A 14,985-nucleotide genomic window follows, 5' to 3' on the forward strand; every position below is an offset into this window, starting at 1 on the left:
CCTATCACCTCCAAACGAAAGATTGAAAAATATAAACGGAACTTAAAACCACAATCGTAGTAATTAGCATAAAAACAAGGACAAACTTTGTTTTAAAATAGCCAAAAAGCATCAATGTATTTTTAAAGTCCACCATTGGACCAAATAGAAGAAAGGCCAAAATAGATCCTTTTGAAAAGGTGTGAAGAAATGAAGCAGCAACAAAAGCATCTGCTTCCGAACACAATGATAAGGCATAGGCGAATCCCATCATTACAGGCGGGGATGACAAATTGTTCGAGCCTAAATGAAGAAGAATACTACGATCAAAATAGGTTTGAAATAAACTGGCGATAAAGGCACCAAAAATTAAGTACTTCCCCATTTGAAAAAACTCATCACTTGCATGATAAAGAACCATTTTTAGACTTTTAGATTGAACAGTTGGTTCTTTTTTGTTCGAAACGACAAGGTCTTCTTTTGTCCATTTTAGTTGATCCTTATTTTCAAACAATAAATAGATTACTAATCCAATAATTATGATGATCAAAAAAGCCAGTCCAAGTCTTGCATAAGCCATTTGAACATCCAAGCGAAAAGCAACATAAGTAGATAAAAACACGATTGGATTTAAAATCGGGGCACCTACAAGTAAAACCATTCCAACATGCAATGGCATTCCTTTTTTAATCAATCTTCTTACAACCGGGACAATTGCACATTCACAAACTGGGAATATAACACCCAAAAGGGCAGTCGGAATAAGCGCAAGGAACGGATTCTTCGGGATCAATTTCTGAATTCTTTCTTCCGATACATACATTTGTATAAGAGATGAAACGAAGACACCTATTAACACAAATGGAATTGCCTCTAGTAAAATACTAATAAAGATCGTATTTAAGTTACTTATCATTTTGGGAATATGGAAAGTGAAATTATGGGAATTAATAAATATAAAGAATTGGAATAATAATACCAATAAAACTAAACCAATTGCGAACCACATTAATTCTTTCATAAAATGATGTAATGCTCTCATCTATACACCTGCTTTTTTATTTCTGTACATTTTCAAAACAATACTTTAAATAATATCATATTTTATTCGTTTTATTAATCATTCCTAGCGGAAAGGTAAAATTGGAAATTCAATATTATTTTGTAAATACCTCTCTTTTAGTCCACATCGGTTTTAGCCTTGTCTAATTGATTGTTTTATTTTATATTTTAAAAAGTAGTTTTAGATAGCTTTAGGGAGGAATAGTCTTGAAAGAGAACAAAAAGATCCCCGTATATGTAATTAGTGGCTTTCTCGGTAGTGGAAAAACAACGATATTACTTAAATTAATAGAAGAATTCAGAATGAGAGGCTTAGTTCCGGGAATTATTTTGAACGAGCTGGGTGATATAAATGTTGAAAGTCATTTATTTGCTAAAGAAAACATGGTGGAATTATTAAATGGCTGTATTTGTTGTTCCATTCAAACGGATTTAAAATCTACTTTTGACTATTTTCTAAATCAATCATTAGATCAAGTTGATATACTTCTTATTGAAGGAACCGGCGTTGCCAATCCCTTAGAAATAGAGCATGCTTTGCAGGATCCGAAATACACTGACTATCTTTCTCTCCATTCGATTATTGGCGTGGTGGATGCTAGTAACTATTTAGAATATCAAAGTATTTTCTCTAGTTCCAGTGAAATTCGTGCTCTATTGAAACAACAAATTACTTGTTCTTCTATTGTCATTTTAAACAAAGTAGACTTAGTAAATCAGAAAAGGCTTAAAAAAATTGATGAAAAGCTCACTCGGACTCTTAATAAAGATATTCCCATCTATAAAACAGTATTTTGTGATATACCGGTCGATTTTTTAATTGATAATAATAACTTACAAGAAAAATCAAATATAGAAATATTCTCTAAAAACCATGATCATCAACATGAACATCATGATCAAATTCAAGCTATAAGATTGAAAAACATACCAATGGTAGATCAAAGAATGTTTGAAGATTGGTTGAAAGGAATGCCTAAGAATATTGTAAGAGGTAAAGGAATAGTTCATATTGAGGATGATGGTTTATTTTATAATTTTCAGTATTCTCCCAACCAATTAATTTTGAATAAAATAGAATCTGATCGGAATACTGAAACATCTCTAATCCTAATAGGATATGAATTAGACAAAAAACTAATCCAAAATTACTGGAGAAAATCTTTCAAAAAGAATGAACCCGAATAAAGGAATCCTTTATTCGGGTTCATTCTATTGTTCATAACGAACATAATTAAACTAAACAAAATTCATTAAAGTAAATGATCTCAGTAAGGATTTTACAGCCTTGAATTTTTTTGAAAGCTTCTTTTGCTTCTTTTTCAGTGTCAAACTCAAACATGTTAAGGTTGTTTTTTGAATGGACAGTGATGACCCACACGTAAATTCACTCCTTCCAGAAAGTAATAAACATCTTATATTTTATACCCATCCACGGAAATGAGAAGCCTCTGCCACTTTTCTTATTCCAACCATATATGCTGCTAAACGCATATTAACCCGATGGGCCTGTGCTGTTTGATAAATATTTTCAAAAGAACCGACCATTACTTTTTGTAATTTTTCAGCAACCTCTTCCTCAGACCAATAATATCCTTGATTATTTTGAACCCATTCAAAATAAGATACTGTGACACCACCGGCACTTGCCAATATATCCGGAACAAGGAGGACGCCTTTTTCATCCAAAATTTTTGTTGCTTCCAGAGTTGTAGGCCCATTTGCTGCCTCCACTATAATCGAAGCTTTAATTCGGTCGGCGTTTTGTGCCGTAATTTGGTTTGAAATGGCAGCAGGTACAAGAATGTCACATTCTTTTTCGAGTAATTCTTGATTCGTGATAACATTCTTAAATAAAGGTGTCACTGTGCCAAAACTATCACGTCGATCTAGCAAATAATCAATATCAAGCCCTTCCGGATCATAAAGAGCACCATGAGCATCCGAAATACCAACCACTTTCGCTCCGGCATCATGCATGAATTTGGCCAAAAAGCTTCCTGCATTCCCAAAACCTTGAATCACAATGCGAGCATCTTGTAAGTTAATGTTTTTTTTCTTTACCGCTTCTTCAATACATATTGTTACACCGCGAGCTGTTGCCGTTTCACGGCCTTGTGACCCTCCTAACATAAGGGGTTTACCCGTGATGAAACCGGGAGAATCGAATTCACGTAGGCGGCTGTATTCATCCATCATCCAAGCCATGATTTGAGAGTTTGTATACACATCAGGTGCCGGTATATCTTTTGTAGGGCCGACAATTTGGCTGATGGCACGAACATAACCGCGACTTAATCTTTCCAATTCTCCAAACGACATGTTTCTTGGGTCACATTTTATGCCGCCTTTACCACCGCCGAAGGGAAGATTTGCAATTCCGCACTTTAAACTCATCCAAACTGACAAGGCTTTTACCTCTTCCTCATCCACATCAGGATGGAAGCGTACGCCTCCTTTTGTCGGACCAACCGCATCATTATGTTGGGAACGAAAACCGGTAAATACTTTGACCGTACCGTCATCCATTTTAACTGGTATACGAACAGTCAGCATTCGGAGAGGCTCTTTTAATAATTCAAAAAATTCATTTGAAAAATCTAATTTATTCAACGCCTCTTTTATAACTGTTTGTGTTGAAAGAAATAAATCCAGGGATTCCTTTTCTTTTTTCTGTTTCTCGGATAAGCTCTCAATAGTCTTTGTCAATGACATTTATACCACCCCATAATTAAATAATATTTATACAGAAATCGAAATTACATCCAATCTGATTTTTATACAGCTGTTTCTTGATATGATTCTGATGTAATCTCTTCCTCTCTTACTCTCATTTCTTCATTTACCTTGCAGGCTTCTTGCAAATATTCTGTTTCAAACCCGCTTTTTAAACCCCAGACATAAAAAACAAGTGAAATACCTGCAATGATAAGCATATCCCAACCATATGGAATGATGTTTTTTCCGCCAAACTTTTCACTTCCTAAATACGAAACAAGTATCATACATAATAAGTAAATAACCATCCAAAGCCCTGCTCGGAAGTTCTTTCTGAATCCCTTCCATTTCATTTTTGCTTGATAATAAAAGTAGATAGGTAGACCGCCCATAATAATGAATAACACTTGTCCGGTTAGAGGCCATCGCGCCCAATATAGAGTTAAAGATGCAAAGACAAATCCGCATGGGGCAATAATACTCAATCCTTTTAAACGTAAAGGCCGGTACAAAAGCTTACCGGTACGTCTTAATGTCATAACAGTAACAGGACCGGTAATGTAGGATATTAGGGTAGCAACTGAAATAACCTCAGCCAATGTTCCCCATCCTCTAAATAAGAACAAAAATAGTAATGATACAGCTAAGTTTAGAAACATGGCAGGACGCGGGATACCATAAATAGGATGAAGTTTTCCAAACACTTTTGGCAAATATTCATTTTTTTGCATCCCATATATCATCCGTGATGTTGTAGCTGTATAGGTTATTGCTGTACCGGAAGGAGAAATAAAAGCATCCGAATATAATATAATAACCAGCCAATTTAGATTTAGAGCGATTGCCAAGTCAGCAAACGGGGAATTGAAATTTAACTGATGCCAGCCATGAACAAGCAGTGAAGAATCCACAGATCCAATAAAAGCAACCTGCAATAAAACGTAAATAACGGTTGCAATCAGAACGGATCCGATTACGGCAATAGGGATAGAACGACTTGGATTCTTTACTTCACCGGCCATATTTATCGGACTTTGAAAACCGTTAAATGCGAAAATAATACCTGAAGTTGCTACAGCAGTAAATACACTCGCCCAACCATTGGGTGCTACACTATGATGGTACGTAAAGTTCCCACTATGGAAACCGGCAAATAGAAGTGCGCCAATCGTAAGTCCAGGGATAATAATCTTGAATATGGTAATGAAAGAGTTCGCTTTTGAAAAAAAGCTAACGGTCCAGTAATTGATGAAAAAATAAATAAGTAGTAATAAAGAAGCAATACCTAAGCCTTTTCCTGTTAGACTTCCGTTTAACACTAAACCATGTGTCCACTGGGCCCATTTCCAAGGAAGTGAACTCATATATTGAACAGAAGCGACTGCCTCAACTGGAATTACGGAGACAATAGCAATCCAGTTTGCCCATCCTGCAAGAAACCCGATAAAAGAACCATGGGAGTACTGTGTATATTTAACCATCCCACCGGCTTCAGGGAACATAGAGCCTAATTCACTATAAGAAAGTGCAATAAATAAAATGACAATCATACCGATAATCCAGGAGAAAATAGCAGCAGGTCCTGCAATTTGTGCAGCTCTCCATGCTCCGAATAACCATCCTGATCCAATAATAGACCCCATTCCTACCATTGTTAATGAAAACGTACCCATCCGTCTTTGCAATTTATTCATCTATTCAACTTCTTTCATGTAAGATGTTTTAGAAAATACTTAGATCCCATTCCTGTGCTATATGTTTCAATAACATAACACCCGTCAGGCTATTACCATATTCATCAATAGCCGGGCCATAAATACCAATTCCACATCCATCTTGAAAAGGCAGTTCTCTTTTAATTCCCGGGGGAACTAATGTTAAAATCCCACCAGAAACTCCACTTTTGGCCGGAACCCCGACAAAGGCTGCAAATTTACCTGAAGCATTGTACATTCCACAAGTAAGCATTAAGGCTTTGGTAAGTCTAGCCACTTTTTTAGGTAGAACTTGTTCATTTTGAATCGGATGATATCCATCAGACGCAAGAATCATTCCAATCATGGCTATATCTTCTGTGTTTACTTCTATAGAACATAGCTTTAGGTAAACCTCTAAAGCTTCTTCCACCTCAGATTCCAAAAAACCCGTCTCTTTTAGATAGTAGGCTATCGCTCTATTTCGATGAGCTGTCTTCCATTCTGATTGGAACACCTCCTCATTGATTCTTGGGCGTTTCCCTATCATTTTTTCGATTAATTCGTAAAGAAACTCTAATTTAGTCTGTGATGATTCTCCCGGGAGCAGTGAAGCGATGGTAATGGCTCCGGCATTGATCATGGGGTTAAACGGCTTGCCCGGTTTATGCATTTCTAAGCGGATAATTGAATTAAAGGCATCCCCGGTTGGCTCCACATCGACCCGATCTAGCACATAGGGAATCCCGCGACTGACACAAGCAGCTATAAAGCTGATCACCTTTGAAATACTTTGCAAAGTAAAGGCGGCTTGCCAATCACCTGACTTTATTACTGATCCTGTTGGTGTTACTATACAAATACCTAACTGTGAGGGGTCAGCCTTTCCCAAAGCAGGGATATAGCTTGCACAACGTCCTTCATGGGCGTAGGAACGGTAATGTCTCACCCATTCATCAATGCAATCCATCCCTTGATAGTGAAGTTGATTTTTTTCCCTTTTTTTAATCCCTAGAACCAAACTCTTCAAATCCTCCTTTACCTATTTCAAAAAGAATTGAGAAAACGCTTTCTTTTTTAAATAGAACACTAAAATTGATTCTATATTTCAACCTACAGAAGAAAACAAAAAACTACATAAACTTTTTTTACTTTTTAAATAATTTTTTTCAAACAAGGCTGGATTATTTAAAAAGGAAGTAAGATTTGTGTTGCGACGAATCTATCTGTATACTGATTTTCAGACAAATTAGGAAGTGAGATTCATGAACATCAGCCTTTTATTAAAAAAAGACATCTTCATACTTGTTTTGATGATGGTAACGGTGCCATTAGCAGGGGAATTAAACTTTTATCCGATTAATGAAACCTTTCGGATTAGTTTTGCTGTACCGACATTTCTATTCTTTTTGTTATTATTCCGAAAAATCCCCGTAGTTTTGCCCGGTTTATTGACAGCTATATTGATAGTGGGATTTCGAATTCTAATTGAATGGATTAAACAGGAGAATTTTAATTGGACCACCTCTTTTAATTCCAATTTTTCTAGTTTTTTCTTTTATTTCGCCTATTCTTGTTTCTTTTATTTTGCAAAAGTCTACCGTTTTACTAACCGACTTATTATAATTGGATTTATTGGCATCACAATTGAAATATTGAGTGATATGGTAGAGCTAACAATGCAATATTTCGTATTAGGAACAACTATTAAGTTAGCATCACTGAGCGAAATACTGATTATAGCAATTTCTCACAGTTTTATTGTTCTTAGCTTTTTCACTATGATGAAACTGTATGAAGCCCAGGCAAGAGAACGGCATACTAGAAAGCAAAATGAACACATGCTTTTGTTAATTTCCAATTTATATGAAGAATCCATCCATTTAAAAAAAACATTGGTAAATGCTGAAAACATCACAAAAAAATCATACGATCTATACAAAAGCTTAAACGGTTTGAAAAATAAATGGACAACTGCCGATTCTGTCGAGGAGCTCCGGAGAAAGGCATTGAAAATCGCAGGCGAAGTCCATGAGATAAAAAAAGATAACCAACGCATTTTTGCGGGACTTTCTAAACTCATATCTGTTGAAAGTTTTACAGATTATATGAACCTGCACGAACTTGTTTCCATCATTAAACGAACAAACGAAAAATATGCCGGTTTAATAAGAAAAGATATTCAAATTGTGTATTCAATTAAAGGAGATCATCCTCATTACCATGTATTTACCCTTCTCTCGATCATAAATAACATTGTCACAAACGCTGTAGAAGCAATAAATGATGTGGGATCCATTACGATTAACATTGAAAGGAAACAGAATTTAATTGAATTCCGGATTGAAGATAACGGCCCCGGGATTGCGCCGAAGCAAAAAAATTTAATTTTCAAGCCCGGGTTTACTTCTAAATATGATCATTCGGGAAACCCATCCACAGGTATGGGGTTATCCTTTGTAAAAGATATAGTAGAGCAACTTAAAGGTGATATTTCCGTAGAGGATAGAATAGGCGGAACAGGATCAATTTTCATGATTCGATTGCCGGTTGATCATTTAATTGAGAAAGGGTGATTTGATGCTTTTTTATATAACTGACGATGATGAAGCAGTTCGTTCGATGTTGGCCCAAATCGTCGAGGACGGTGGTTTAGGAGAAGTGGCCGGGGAAGCAGAAGATGGCTCATTATTAGATGGAAACATGCTAAATATGCTAAACATAGATATTTTATTAATTGATTTGTTAATGCCGATTCAAGACGGGCTTGAAACAATTCGTCTAATTAAACCGTTATTTAAAGGGAAAATCATTATGATATCTCAAGTAGAATCGAAAGAGTTGATAGCTGAAGCCTATTCGCTCGGCAGTGAATACTATATATCAAAACCGATCAACAGGATCGAAGTGATGGCTGTTATCCAGAAAGTCATTGAACGTATCCGATTAGAAAAATCAATCCAAGATATTCACAAATCACTCAATACCGTTCTTAACTTGGATAGCCCGAAAGATATACAACAAAAATCTTTCAAAGGGGAAGATATAAGAATTTCCGCTCATGTTTTATTATCGGAATTAGGGATAGCCGGTGAAAACGGGAGTAAAGATTTATTAGATATGTTGGATTATTTATATCAAAATGAACCAGTTCAGGCATTAACTAAAGGTTTTCCCACCCTTAAAGAAATTTTTGTCTATCTGGCTCAAAAACGACTTGGAAAATCCGCAACTGAGTCGGAGTTAAAAAAGGAAATAAAAGCTACTGAACAACGGGTGCGCCGAGCTATTTATCAATCATTGAGTCATTTGGCATCCATTGGTCTTGAAGATTTTTCAAATTGGAAGTTTGAAACTTACGCTTCAAAGTTTTTTGATTTTGCATCTGTAAGGAAAATGATGACAGAAATAAGGAATGGCTCCACACCTTCCACCTCTCTTGCTCGTATCAATACGAAAAAATTTATTCAAGTTCTCTATTTTGAGGCGAAGCGGGTACATTCAGAGGCTAATAACTAATCCATTTATTCATTACTTTAGTGAACAAATGGATTAATTTAGGTAATTTTATACGAAGTTTGTTTTTAAATTATGATCCGATTTTATTATCGAACTTTCTCCGAAAATTTTAGGGAATGCCTAACTCAAATAGGATGGTGGGCACCCTCTTTTTTTGTATTTCTCAAAAATGATGCTGCAATTGCAAATAAGGTAAGGAACAACATAACCAAAAACGCAATACGATACCCATTGACAATGAGGTGGGTATCTTCTTGAACAAGATGTGCACCTGCCCCTGAATAAATGGCCTTTTTTAATTGCAAGGGCAATACACTTGTAACAATCATTAATGATAGTGCAGTACTAATGACAGCGCCCATATTTTGCAGCATAGAACGAATGCCATTGGCTACCCCGCGTCGTTCATGCGGAACTGTCAACATAATGGACTGTGTATTTGGCGTCTGGAACACTCCGGTTCCTATACCGATTAGTAATTGTCCAAGACTTATCCAAAATAATGAAGCATGAATTCCAATTTTCCATGTAAGTATGAGCATTCCAATACAAGTACCGAAAAGACCTAAAGTTGACAAAAACCGTGCACTGTATTTAGCGGTTAACGTGCCAACAATTAGGGAACCAATCATTATCCCGATTGTCATAGGTACTACCTTAAGACCGGCATTAAATGGGTTTTCAAGGTCAACCACCTGATAAAAAAGTGCGATTAACAATACCACAGAGGAACGAGCCAGTGAATTAAAAAACGTGGCCAAATTGGCCATTGCGTACGGTCGATCATAAAAAAGCGAAAAATCAATCATGGGAAACTTTACTTCGCGCTCTATCCGGAAAAAAAAGATTGCCAGAACAACAAATAAAGTGACACCGGCAATCACCGGAATGCTCAACCAACCGGCAATCCCTACTTCAGACAGAGCAAGTATTAACCCGCCAAGTCCAAAAAATGCTATGATATTTCCTAGCCAATCCACTTTTTCTCCTTTTGCTTCTCCAGGTACAGCCCTTAGTGTGAAAAACCCCCAGATGACTCCAATAATACCGACTGGAACATTGAACCAAAAAACCCAGCGCCAGCCTAAATGAAAAACCAAAAATCCGCCTACTACCGGACCAATCAACGAAGCAATGGAAGCAACCAAAATATTAATACTTAATCCCGTACCAAGTTTCTTTGCTGGAAATGCATCCGTAATCAATGGGGTTGTGTTCGTAATAATAAGTGCTCCCCCGAGCGCTTGTAAAGCACGTAAAAGGATGAGTACCCAAACATTAGGCGCAAATCCACACAAAAAGCTGACAATGGTGAACTCTATCAGGCCAAACAGATACATCTTGCGCCTGCCAAAGATGTCTGCAATCTTTCCGAATACCAAAATAAATATGGTATTAACCAACATGTAAGATAGCAATATCCAATTGGAAGCCAGTTCACTGGCATGAAAATGGGTCACTACCTCAGGTAATGCAACATTTAAAGTGCTTAAGTTTAAAGTAGCAAGAAGAACTCCAAGACTCGTTACAGAGAGGAGGAGCCAAGGATAATATTTTTCTTTCATAAGACTTCTCCTTTGTTTAAGATACCTTATAGGATCTCTTTTTCTGGTTGATTTGTTTTTTATCGTAAAAAATATTTCGCAATACGATACACTTTGATATAATAACAAATTTAAAATTTTATGTCATACTATGTGCATTACCTCAAATCCTATAAAGCGTAATCTCCCAAAAAACAAAAATAAACAAGACCATTTTGGTCTTGTCAGGCTGTCGAAAAACCCTCGGTAGCCAATTATTTTATTCAATTACTTTAATAATTCACCGCGTTAATTTGTTATAATATTATTAGTATATCAATATGTCTGTTGATTGGCGCTCCAGGCACTTCGCTTTCCGCGGGCGTGCAGGGAAGCCTCCTCGTCGCTTCGCTGACGCCACTGAAAAAGTCCTTTTCTGCTAATAATGAGATTTCCTGCCAACTAAAATCCCAAAAAATTGCGTTTTTCACCATCAAAGTAGGGAGAGGAAAATGGTTTTCATCGATTTTTCAGTCAATAGTGGGGATGGTTTTTTCAGGGAATCACCTATTGCAAAATATCTTGGACTTTTTCAGTGGCCTCGCTTCGCTCCTGCGGGGTCTCCCCTGCCCCGTACTCCCGCAGGAGTCTTCGTGCCTTCCGCTCCAATCAACAGAGTGTTTTCAATACATACCTTCAGTTCAACTTATAAATAAAAAAATAAGTGGAGAATTCAATGTTTAAGCCAAAAGAGTCTAGCCAAAGTGAATATGAATTTGTTTCTATTGATGAATTGGTACCTAATGACCATCTTCTTCGTTTGATTGATAAATATATTAGTTTTCGTTTCTTCTTAAAAGGTCCGTCCTTATTACAGCGATGATAATGGGCGCCCAACTATCACAATGTAACACGACATGTATGGGAGGAGAACAAGGAAAAGGTAAGGTTAAATCGCTTATCTAAATCGGGAAAAATGCTTTATAAATTTAGAAAGGAAAAATTGAGCGAAGCTTCGCAGACTCAAAAGAGCTGCACGGGCTTCGCTACTGCCGGTTACGGGGATTGAGGAATGCAAGTGAGCAGGCTCTTCTAACTGCAGCCTGCCAAAATATAAAAAAGATTGCAATACACTTATCAAGGTTAGAAAAAGTGTGTTGCAATACTTTAGGTTGATTTGCCTCCCTGTTGATTGGAGCGGAGGGCACTCGACTCCTGCGGGATAGAGAGGTCACTGGAGACCCCGCAGGCGCCAAAAGCGCCGAGGAGGCCGCGGAAAGCGAGTGCCCGGAGCGGAAATCAACAGGCACTTTAGCAGGGAGAATCAATAAATTTGGTATTTAGATTCTGACAAAATAAAAAATTGCAGAGAAAAATACCCTTTCTCGACAATCTGACAAGACCATTTTGGTCTTGTTTTGCTTCCTTTTATATTTAAATTTGCTGCAGAAAATTCTCAATGATGGAGATTTGTTCTTTTGTATTTAAAGCCGGGGCATGGCCTAATTTTGGAATCGTTACCATTTGACAGTTTGATTTTTGCTCCATTTTTTTTGCTACATCAAGGGGCAGAACGTCAGATACTTCCCCTCGGATGAGTAGTATTTTCGATTGACTCGTTTCCCAATGATTCCATAAGTTTAAATCTTCCGTGTGCTGAAATTGCAAAGCAATTTTCGGGTCATAATCAGGACTAATACCACCCTCATCTCTTCTTCTGCAAGAAAACCGGGTAAAATCATTCCATTCATCCTCATTCGTGAGACCAAATGTGGCATAAATGTTTTTATAATAATTTTTTAAGTCAGTAAAAGTTTTAAATTGTGGAGGATTCCCAACATAACTTATAATTCGTTTAATGCCTTCAATATTTTGAACAGCGTTGTCAGAAGCACCTGCTCCAATGTCATTTAAAATTAAATGGGTAATGCGATTTTGGTGTAGTGGTGTTCCGGCAATACGTATTCCAATGGCGCCTCCCATTGAGGTTCCAACCCAACGGACTTGTTCAATTCCTAAATGGTCTAATAATCCAATGGCTAGGTTACTGTAATTTTCAAAACAATATTCCTTTTCAGGGGAAGAACTCCATTGGCTTAATCCCCTGCCAATCGTATCAGGGCAAATAATATGATATTTTGGGGCTAAATGGCGAGCTAGTATATCAAAGTCCCGCCCATTTCGAGTTAAACCGTGCCAACAAATCACCTTAGGTTTCTCCGGATCTCCCCATTCTGTAAAATGAACTTCCATTCCATGAATTGTTTCAAATCTTGATTTAGGAGAAAACATAAAAATACCCCCATTCAATTTAATACTATCTGCTTTCTACATAAAAATAGTTTTTCCTTCTTGATAATTATCAGAAAATTAAATATAATTAACATTACAACGACTATTATCTTCTATTCCTGGAAAAAATCTGCAGGTTGTACGTATTGAAAGGTAAAATAAATTCACATAAAATAAAAATAAGTGCTCCAATAGTAATAGTATTGGAGCACCCACACATGTTGAAAGAAATCATCGAGAATTATGCTATTATTTTATTAGTTAGACCGTTCAGCCAACCAGTCGGATATGGTTGGATACGTTATTTTTGAAGCTTTACTTCCAAATGTAATCGACGTATGACCAACCGGTAAATTTTTGAATTGCTTATCTTTACTGGATATAGCATTCATCAATGCTTCTACCATATGGGGTTGGGCTATAAGGTCATTTTGGCCTGCTAAGTTGAGCACATTAGCAGTAATATTCTCTAGTTTAACCTTTTGACCGCGAACAACTAGTTCCCCATTAATTAGCTTATTTTTTTGATAAAAATCTCTGATCCACTGACGATAGGCTTCACCAGGGAATGGAATACCGTCATTTAACCATTTTTGCAGCAATTTAAAGCTTTTTACGAAATTTTCATTATCAGCACGATCAACAAGACTAACAAATGGCCCATAGAAGTTTGCCATCGGTTTAATCATTTTGTTTCCAAAGTCAATCATTTCAGGTGGAATTACACCAAGAGTTTCTACTACTTTATCAATATTAAAGTATCGCTCATCCAGCATTTCACCATATAAGCCAGTATCTTCAAAATCAAACGGACTAGTCATAAAGACAAGGTTGCGGATCGGAAGTTCCGGGTGTAATGCAGCAAATACAGACGTCATTGTACCACCCATGCAATAACCAAGAATGGAAACTTCGTCAGCATTAGATTTTTTCATTACTTTTTGAACCGCCCGTGGGATATAGTCCATAATAAAATCATCTAGTTTCATATTCCTATCTTCGTAACCCGGTGTACCCCAATCAAGGAGATAGACGTCAAAACCCTGATTAACCAAATACTCTATTAAGCTCCCACCCTTAGTTAAATCTAATATATAGGGTTTATTAATTAGAGCGTAAACCAAGAGAAGTGGAATTTTATGTTTTTTCGGTTGTTCCGATATATACCGATATAACTTTGTTTTATTTTTTGTCCAAACTACTTCTTTCGGTGTTGGTCCTATTTCCGGCTCGGCATCGGTCGTTAACACTTCAGTAGCTCTTTTTACACGATTAAATAGCTGTTTATACTCCTGTGGGACAAATTCGGCAAACTCTTCCCATTCTTTATCAACAAGAACGCTAATGACTGCTCACTCCTTACATTATTTAGTTATTCTTTACTATATTGAGAGACTTGCTCCATCATGACAATTACATGTAAAGTCCGCCGTTAATATTTAATTGCTGACCAGTGATATAGGCACCATCTTTACATAAGAAAACTACACCGCGTGCAATTTCTTCCGGTTTTCCTAGACGTTTTTGTGGAACCTTAGCTACAATTCCTTCAAGGACTTTTTCAGGAATAGCTTGAACCATTTCGGTTCCAATAAATCCTGGGCAAATTGCATTAACTGTTACATTGCTTTTAGCTAGCTCTAAAGCAAGTGATTTTGTGTAACCAATCAGTCCCGCTTTTGCTGCTGCATAGTTCGTTTGGCCAAACCCGCCGGCTTGCCCAATAATAGACGAAATATTGATGATACGGCCTGCATCTGATTCAAGAAGGCTAGGTAAAGCAACAGAAGTAGTATTAAACACACTGTTTAAATTGACATCGATTACTTTTCTCCAGTCTTCTTCGCTTAGCTTTTTGAATGTACTGTCTCTTGTAATTCCTGCATTATTAATTAGAATATCTACTTTGCCGAAATGATTAACTGCTTCATTTACAAGGTTAGCTGCTTCCTTACTATTTGAAACATCAGCTTGTACAGCTAGAGCTTCCACGCCAAACTCATTAATTTCTGCAACCATTTTATCTGCTAGTTCTTTACGGCTATTATAGTTAATCACGATATTCACGCCGTTTTTAGCCAATTCTAATGCTATAGCTGCACCAATTCCTCTGCTTCCACCTGTCACAATTGCTACTTTGTTCTTTAGTTCTGTCATTTGTGCACACCTCATCTAGTTTAGTTTGTAGTAATAATTCA

12 protein-coding genes and 1 pseudogene are annotated in these 14,985 nt (G+C 36.9%); 5 read left to right on the forward strand and 8 right to left on the reverse strand.

Annotation, left to right across the window (positions count from 1 at the left end; genetic code table 11):
• Positions 1–4: 4 nt before the first annotated feature.
• Positions 5–1,021, reverse strand: a complete 1,017-nt coding sequence (locus AC3ANV_RS18990) for a permease (RefSeq protein WP_488310243.1) — start codon at positions 1,019–1,021, stop codon at positions 5–7.
• A 227-nt stretch (positions 1,022–1,248) separates the two neighbouring features.
• On the opposite strand from AC3ANV_RS18990, the gene AC3ANV_RS18995 reads away from it, so the two are divergent.
• Positions 1,249–2,229 carry a CobW family GTP-binding protein gene (locus tag AC3ANV_RS18995; protein WP_488310244.1) on the forward strand — a complete coding sequence of 327 codons (981 nt, stop codon included), beginning with the start codon at positions 1,249–1,251 and terminating at the stop codon, positions 2,227–2,229.
• Between the two features lie 234 nt (positions 2,230–2,463).
• Here AC3ANV_RS18995 and AC3ANV_RS19000 read toward each other — a convergent pair whose 3' ends face one another.
• The 3 genes from AC3ANV_RS19000 to AC3ANV_RS19010 all read right to left on the reverse strand — a co-directional run bounded on the left by AC3ANV_RS19000 (position 2,464) and on the right by AC3ANV_RS19010 (position 6,423).
• A complete protein-coding gene (locus tag AC3ANV_RS19000) occupies positions 2,464–3,756 on the reverse strand; it encodes a Glu/Leu/Phe/Val family dehydrogenase (RefSeq protein ID WP_488310245.1) in 1,293 nt (430 codons plus the stop codon).
• A gap of 62 nt (positions 3,757–3,818) precedes the next feature.
• Entirely contained in the window at positions 3,819–5,453 is a 1,635-nt protein-coding gene (aimA, locus tag AC3ANV_RS19005) for a glutamate/serine transporter AimA (RefSeq protein WP_488310246.1), read from the reverse strand.
• 28 nt (positions 5,454–5,481) lie between these two features.
• Positions 5,482–6,423, reverse strand: a complete 942-nt coding sequence (locus AC3ANV_RS19010; RefSeq protein ID WP_488314273.1) for a glutaminase — start codon at positions 6,421–6,423, stop codon at positions 5,482–5,484.
• A 286-nt stretch (positions 6,424–6,709) separates the two neighbouring features.
• On the opposite strand from AC3ANV_RS19010, the gene AC3ANV_RS19015 reads away from it, so the two are divergent.
• Complete coding sequence (locus AC3ANV_RS19015) at positions 6,710–8,029, forward strand: ATP-binding protein (protein ID WP_488310247.1); 1,320 nt, start codon at positions 6,710–6,712, stop codon at positions 8,027–8,029.
• A gap of 4 nt (positions 8,030–8,033) precedes the next feature.
• On the forward strand, positions 8,034–8,972 hold the full coding sequence (locus tag AC3ANV_RS19020; protein ID WP_488310248.1) for a response regulator: 939 nt from the start codon (positions 8,034–8,036) through the stop codon (positions 8,970–8,972).
• A gap of 125 nt (positions 8,973–9,097) precedes the next feature.
• Here the strand turns inward: AC3ANV_RS19020 and AC3ANV_RS19025 are convergent, their stop codons facing one another.
• Complete coding sequence (locus AC3ANV_RS19025; protein WP_488314274.1) at positions 9,098–10,600, reverse strand: MFS transporter; 1,503 nt, start codon at positions 10,598–10,600, stop codon at positions 9,098–9,100.
• Between the two features lie 631 nt (positions 10,601–11,231).
• Between AC3ANV_RS19025 and AC3ANV_RS19030 the strand changes: the two genes are divergently transcribed.
• On the forward strand, positions 11,232–11,378 hold the full coding sequence (locus tag AC3ANV_RS19030; RefSeq protein WP_488310249.1) for a hypothetical protein: 147 nt from the start codon (positions 11,232–11,234) through the stop codon (positions 11,376–11,378).
• Between the two features lie 24 nt (positions 11,379–11,402).
• A pseudogene (locus AC3ANV_RS19035) lies at positions 11,403–11,671 on the forward strand (transposase); the annotation flags it as partial.
• Between the two features lie 258 nt (positions 11,672–11,929).
• Here AC3ANV_RS19035 and AC3ANV_RS19040 read toward each other — a convergent pair.
• The 3 genes from AC3ANV_RS19040 to phbB all read right to left on the reverse strand — a co-directional run bounded on the left by AC3ANV_RS19040 (position 11,930) and on the right by phbB (position 14,944).
• Positions 11,930–12,787 carry an alpha/beta fold hydrolase gene (locus tag AC3ANV_RS19040; protein ID WP_488310250.1) on the reverse strand — a complete coding sequence of 286 codons (858 nt, stop codon included), beginning with the start codon at positions 12,785–12,787 and terminating at the stop codon, positions 11,930–11,932.
• A gap of 257 nt (positions 12,788–13,044) precedes the next feature.
• Positions 13,045–14,133, reverse strand: coding sequence for a class III poly(R)-hydroxyalkanoic acid synthase subunit PhaC (gene phaC, locus AC3ANV_RS19045; protein WP_488314275.1), 1,089 nt, complete (start codon positions 14,131–14,133; stop codon positions 13,045–13,047).
• A gap of 67 nt (positions 14,134–14,200) precedes the next feature.
• Positions 14,201–14,944: an acetoacetyl-CoA reductase gene (gene phbB, locus AC3ANV_RS19050; RefSeq protein ID WP_488310251.1), complete on the reverse strand. Its 744-nt coding sequence runs from the start codon at positions 14,942–14,944 to the stop codon at positions 14,201–14,203.
• Positions 14,945–14,985 lie beyond the last annotated feature (41 nt).

The sequence above is a fragment of the Neobacillus sp. DFD-2R genome, assembly GCF_057747865.1.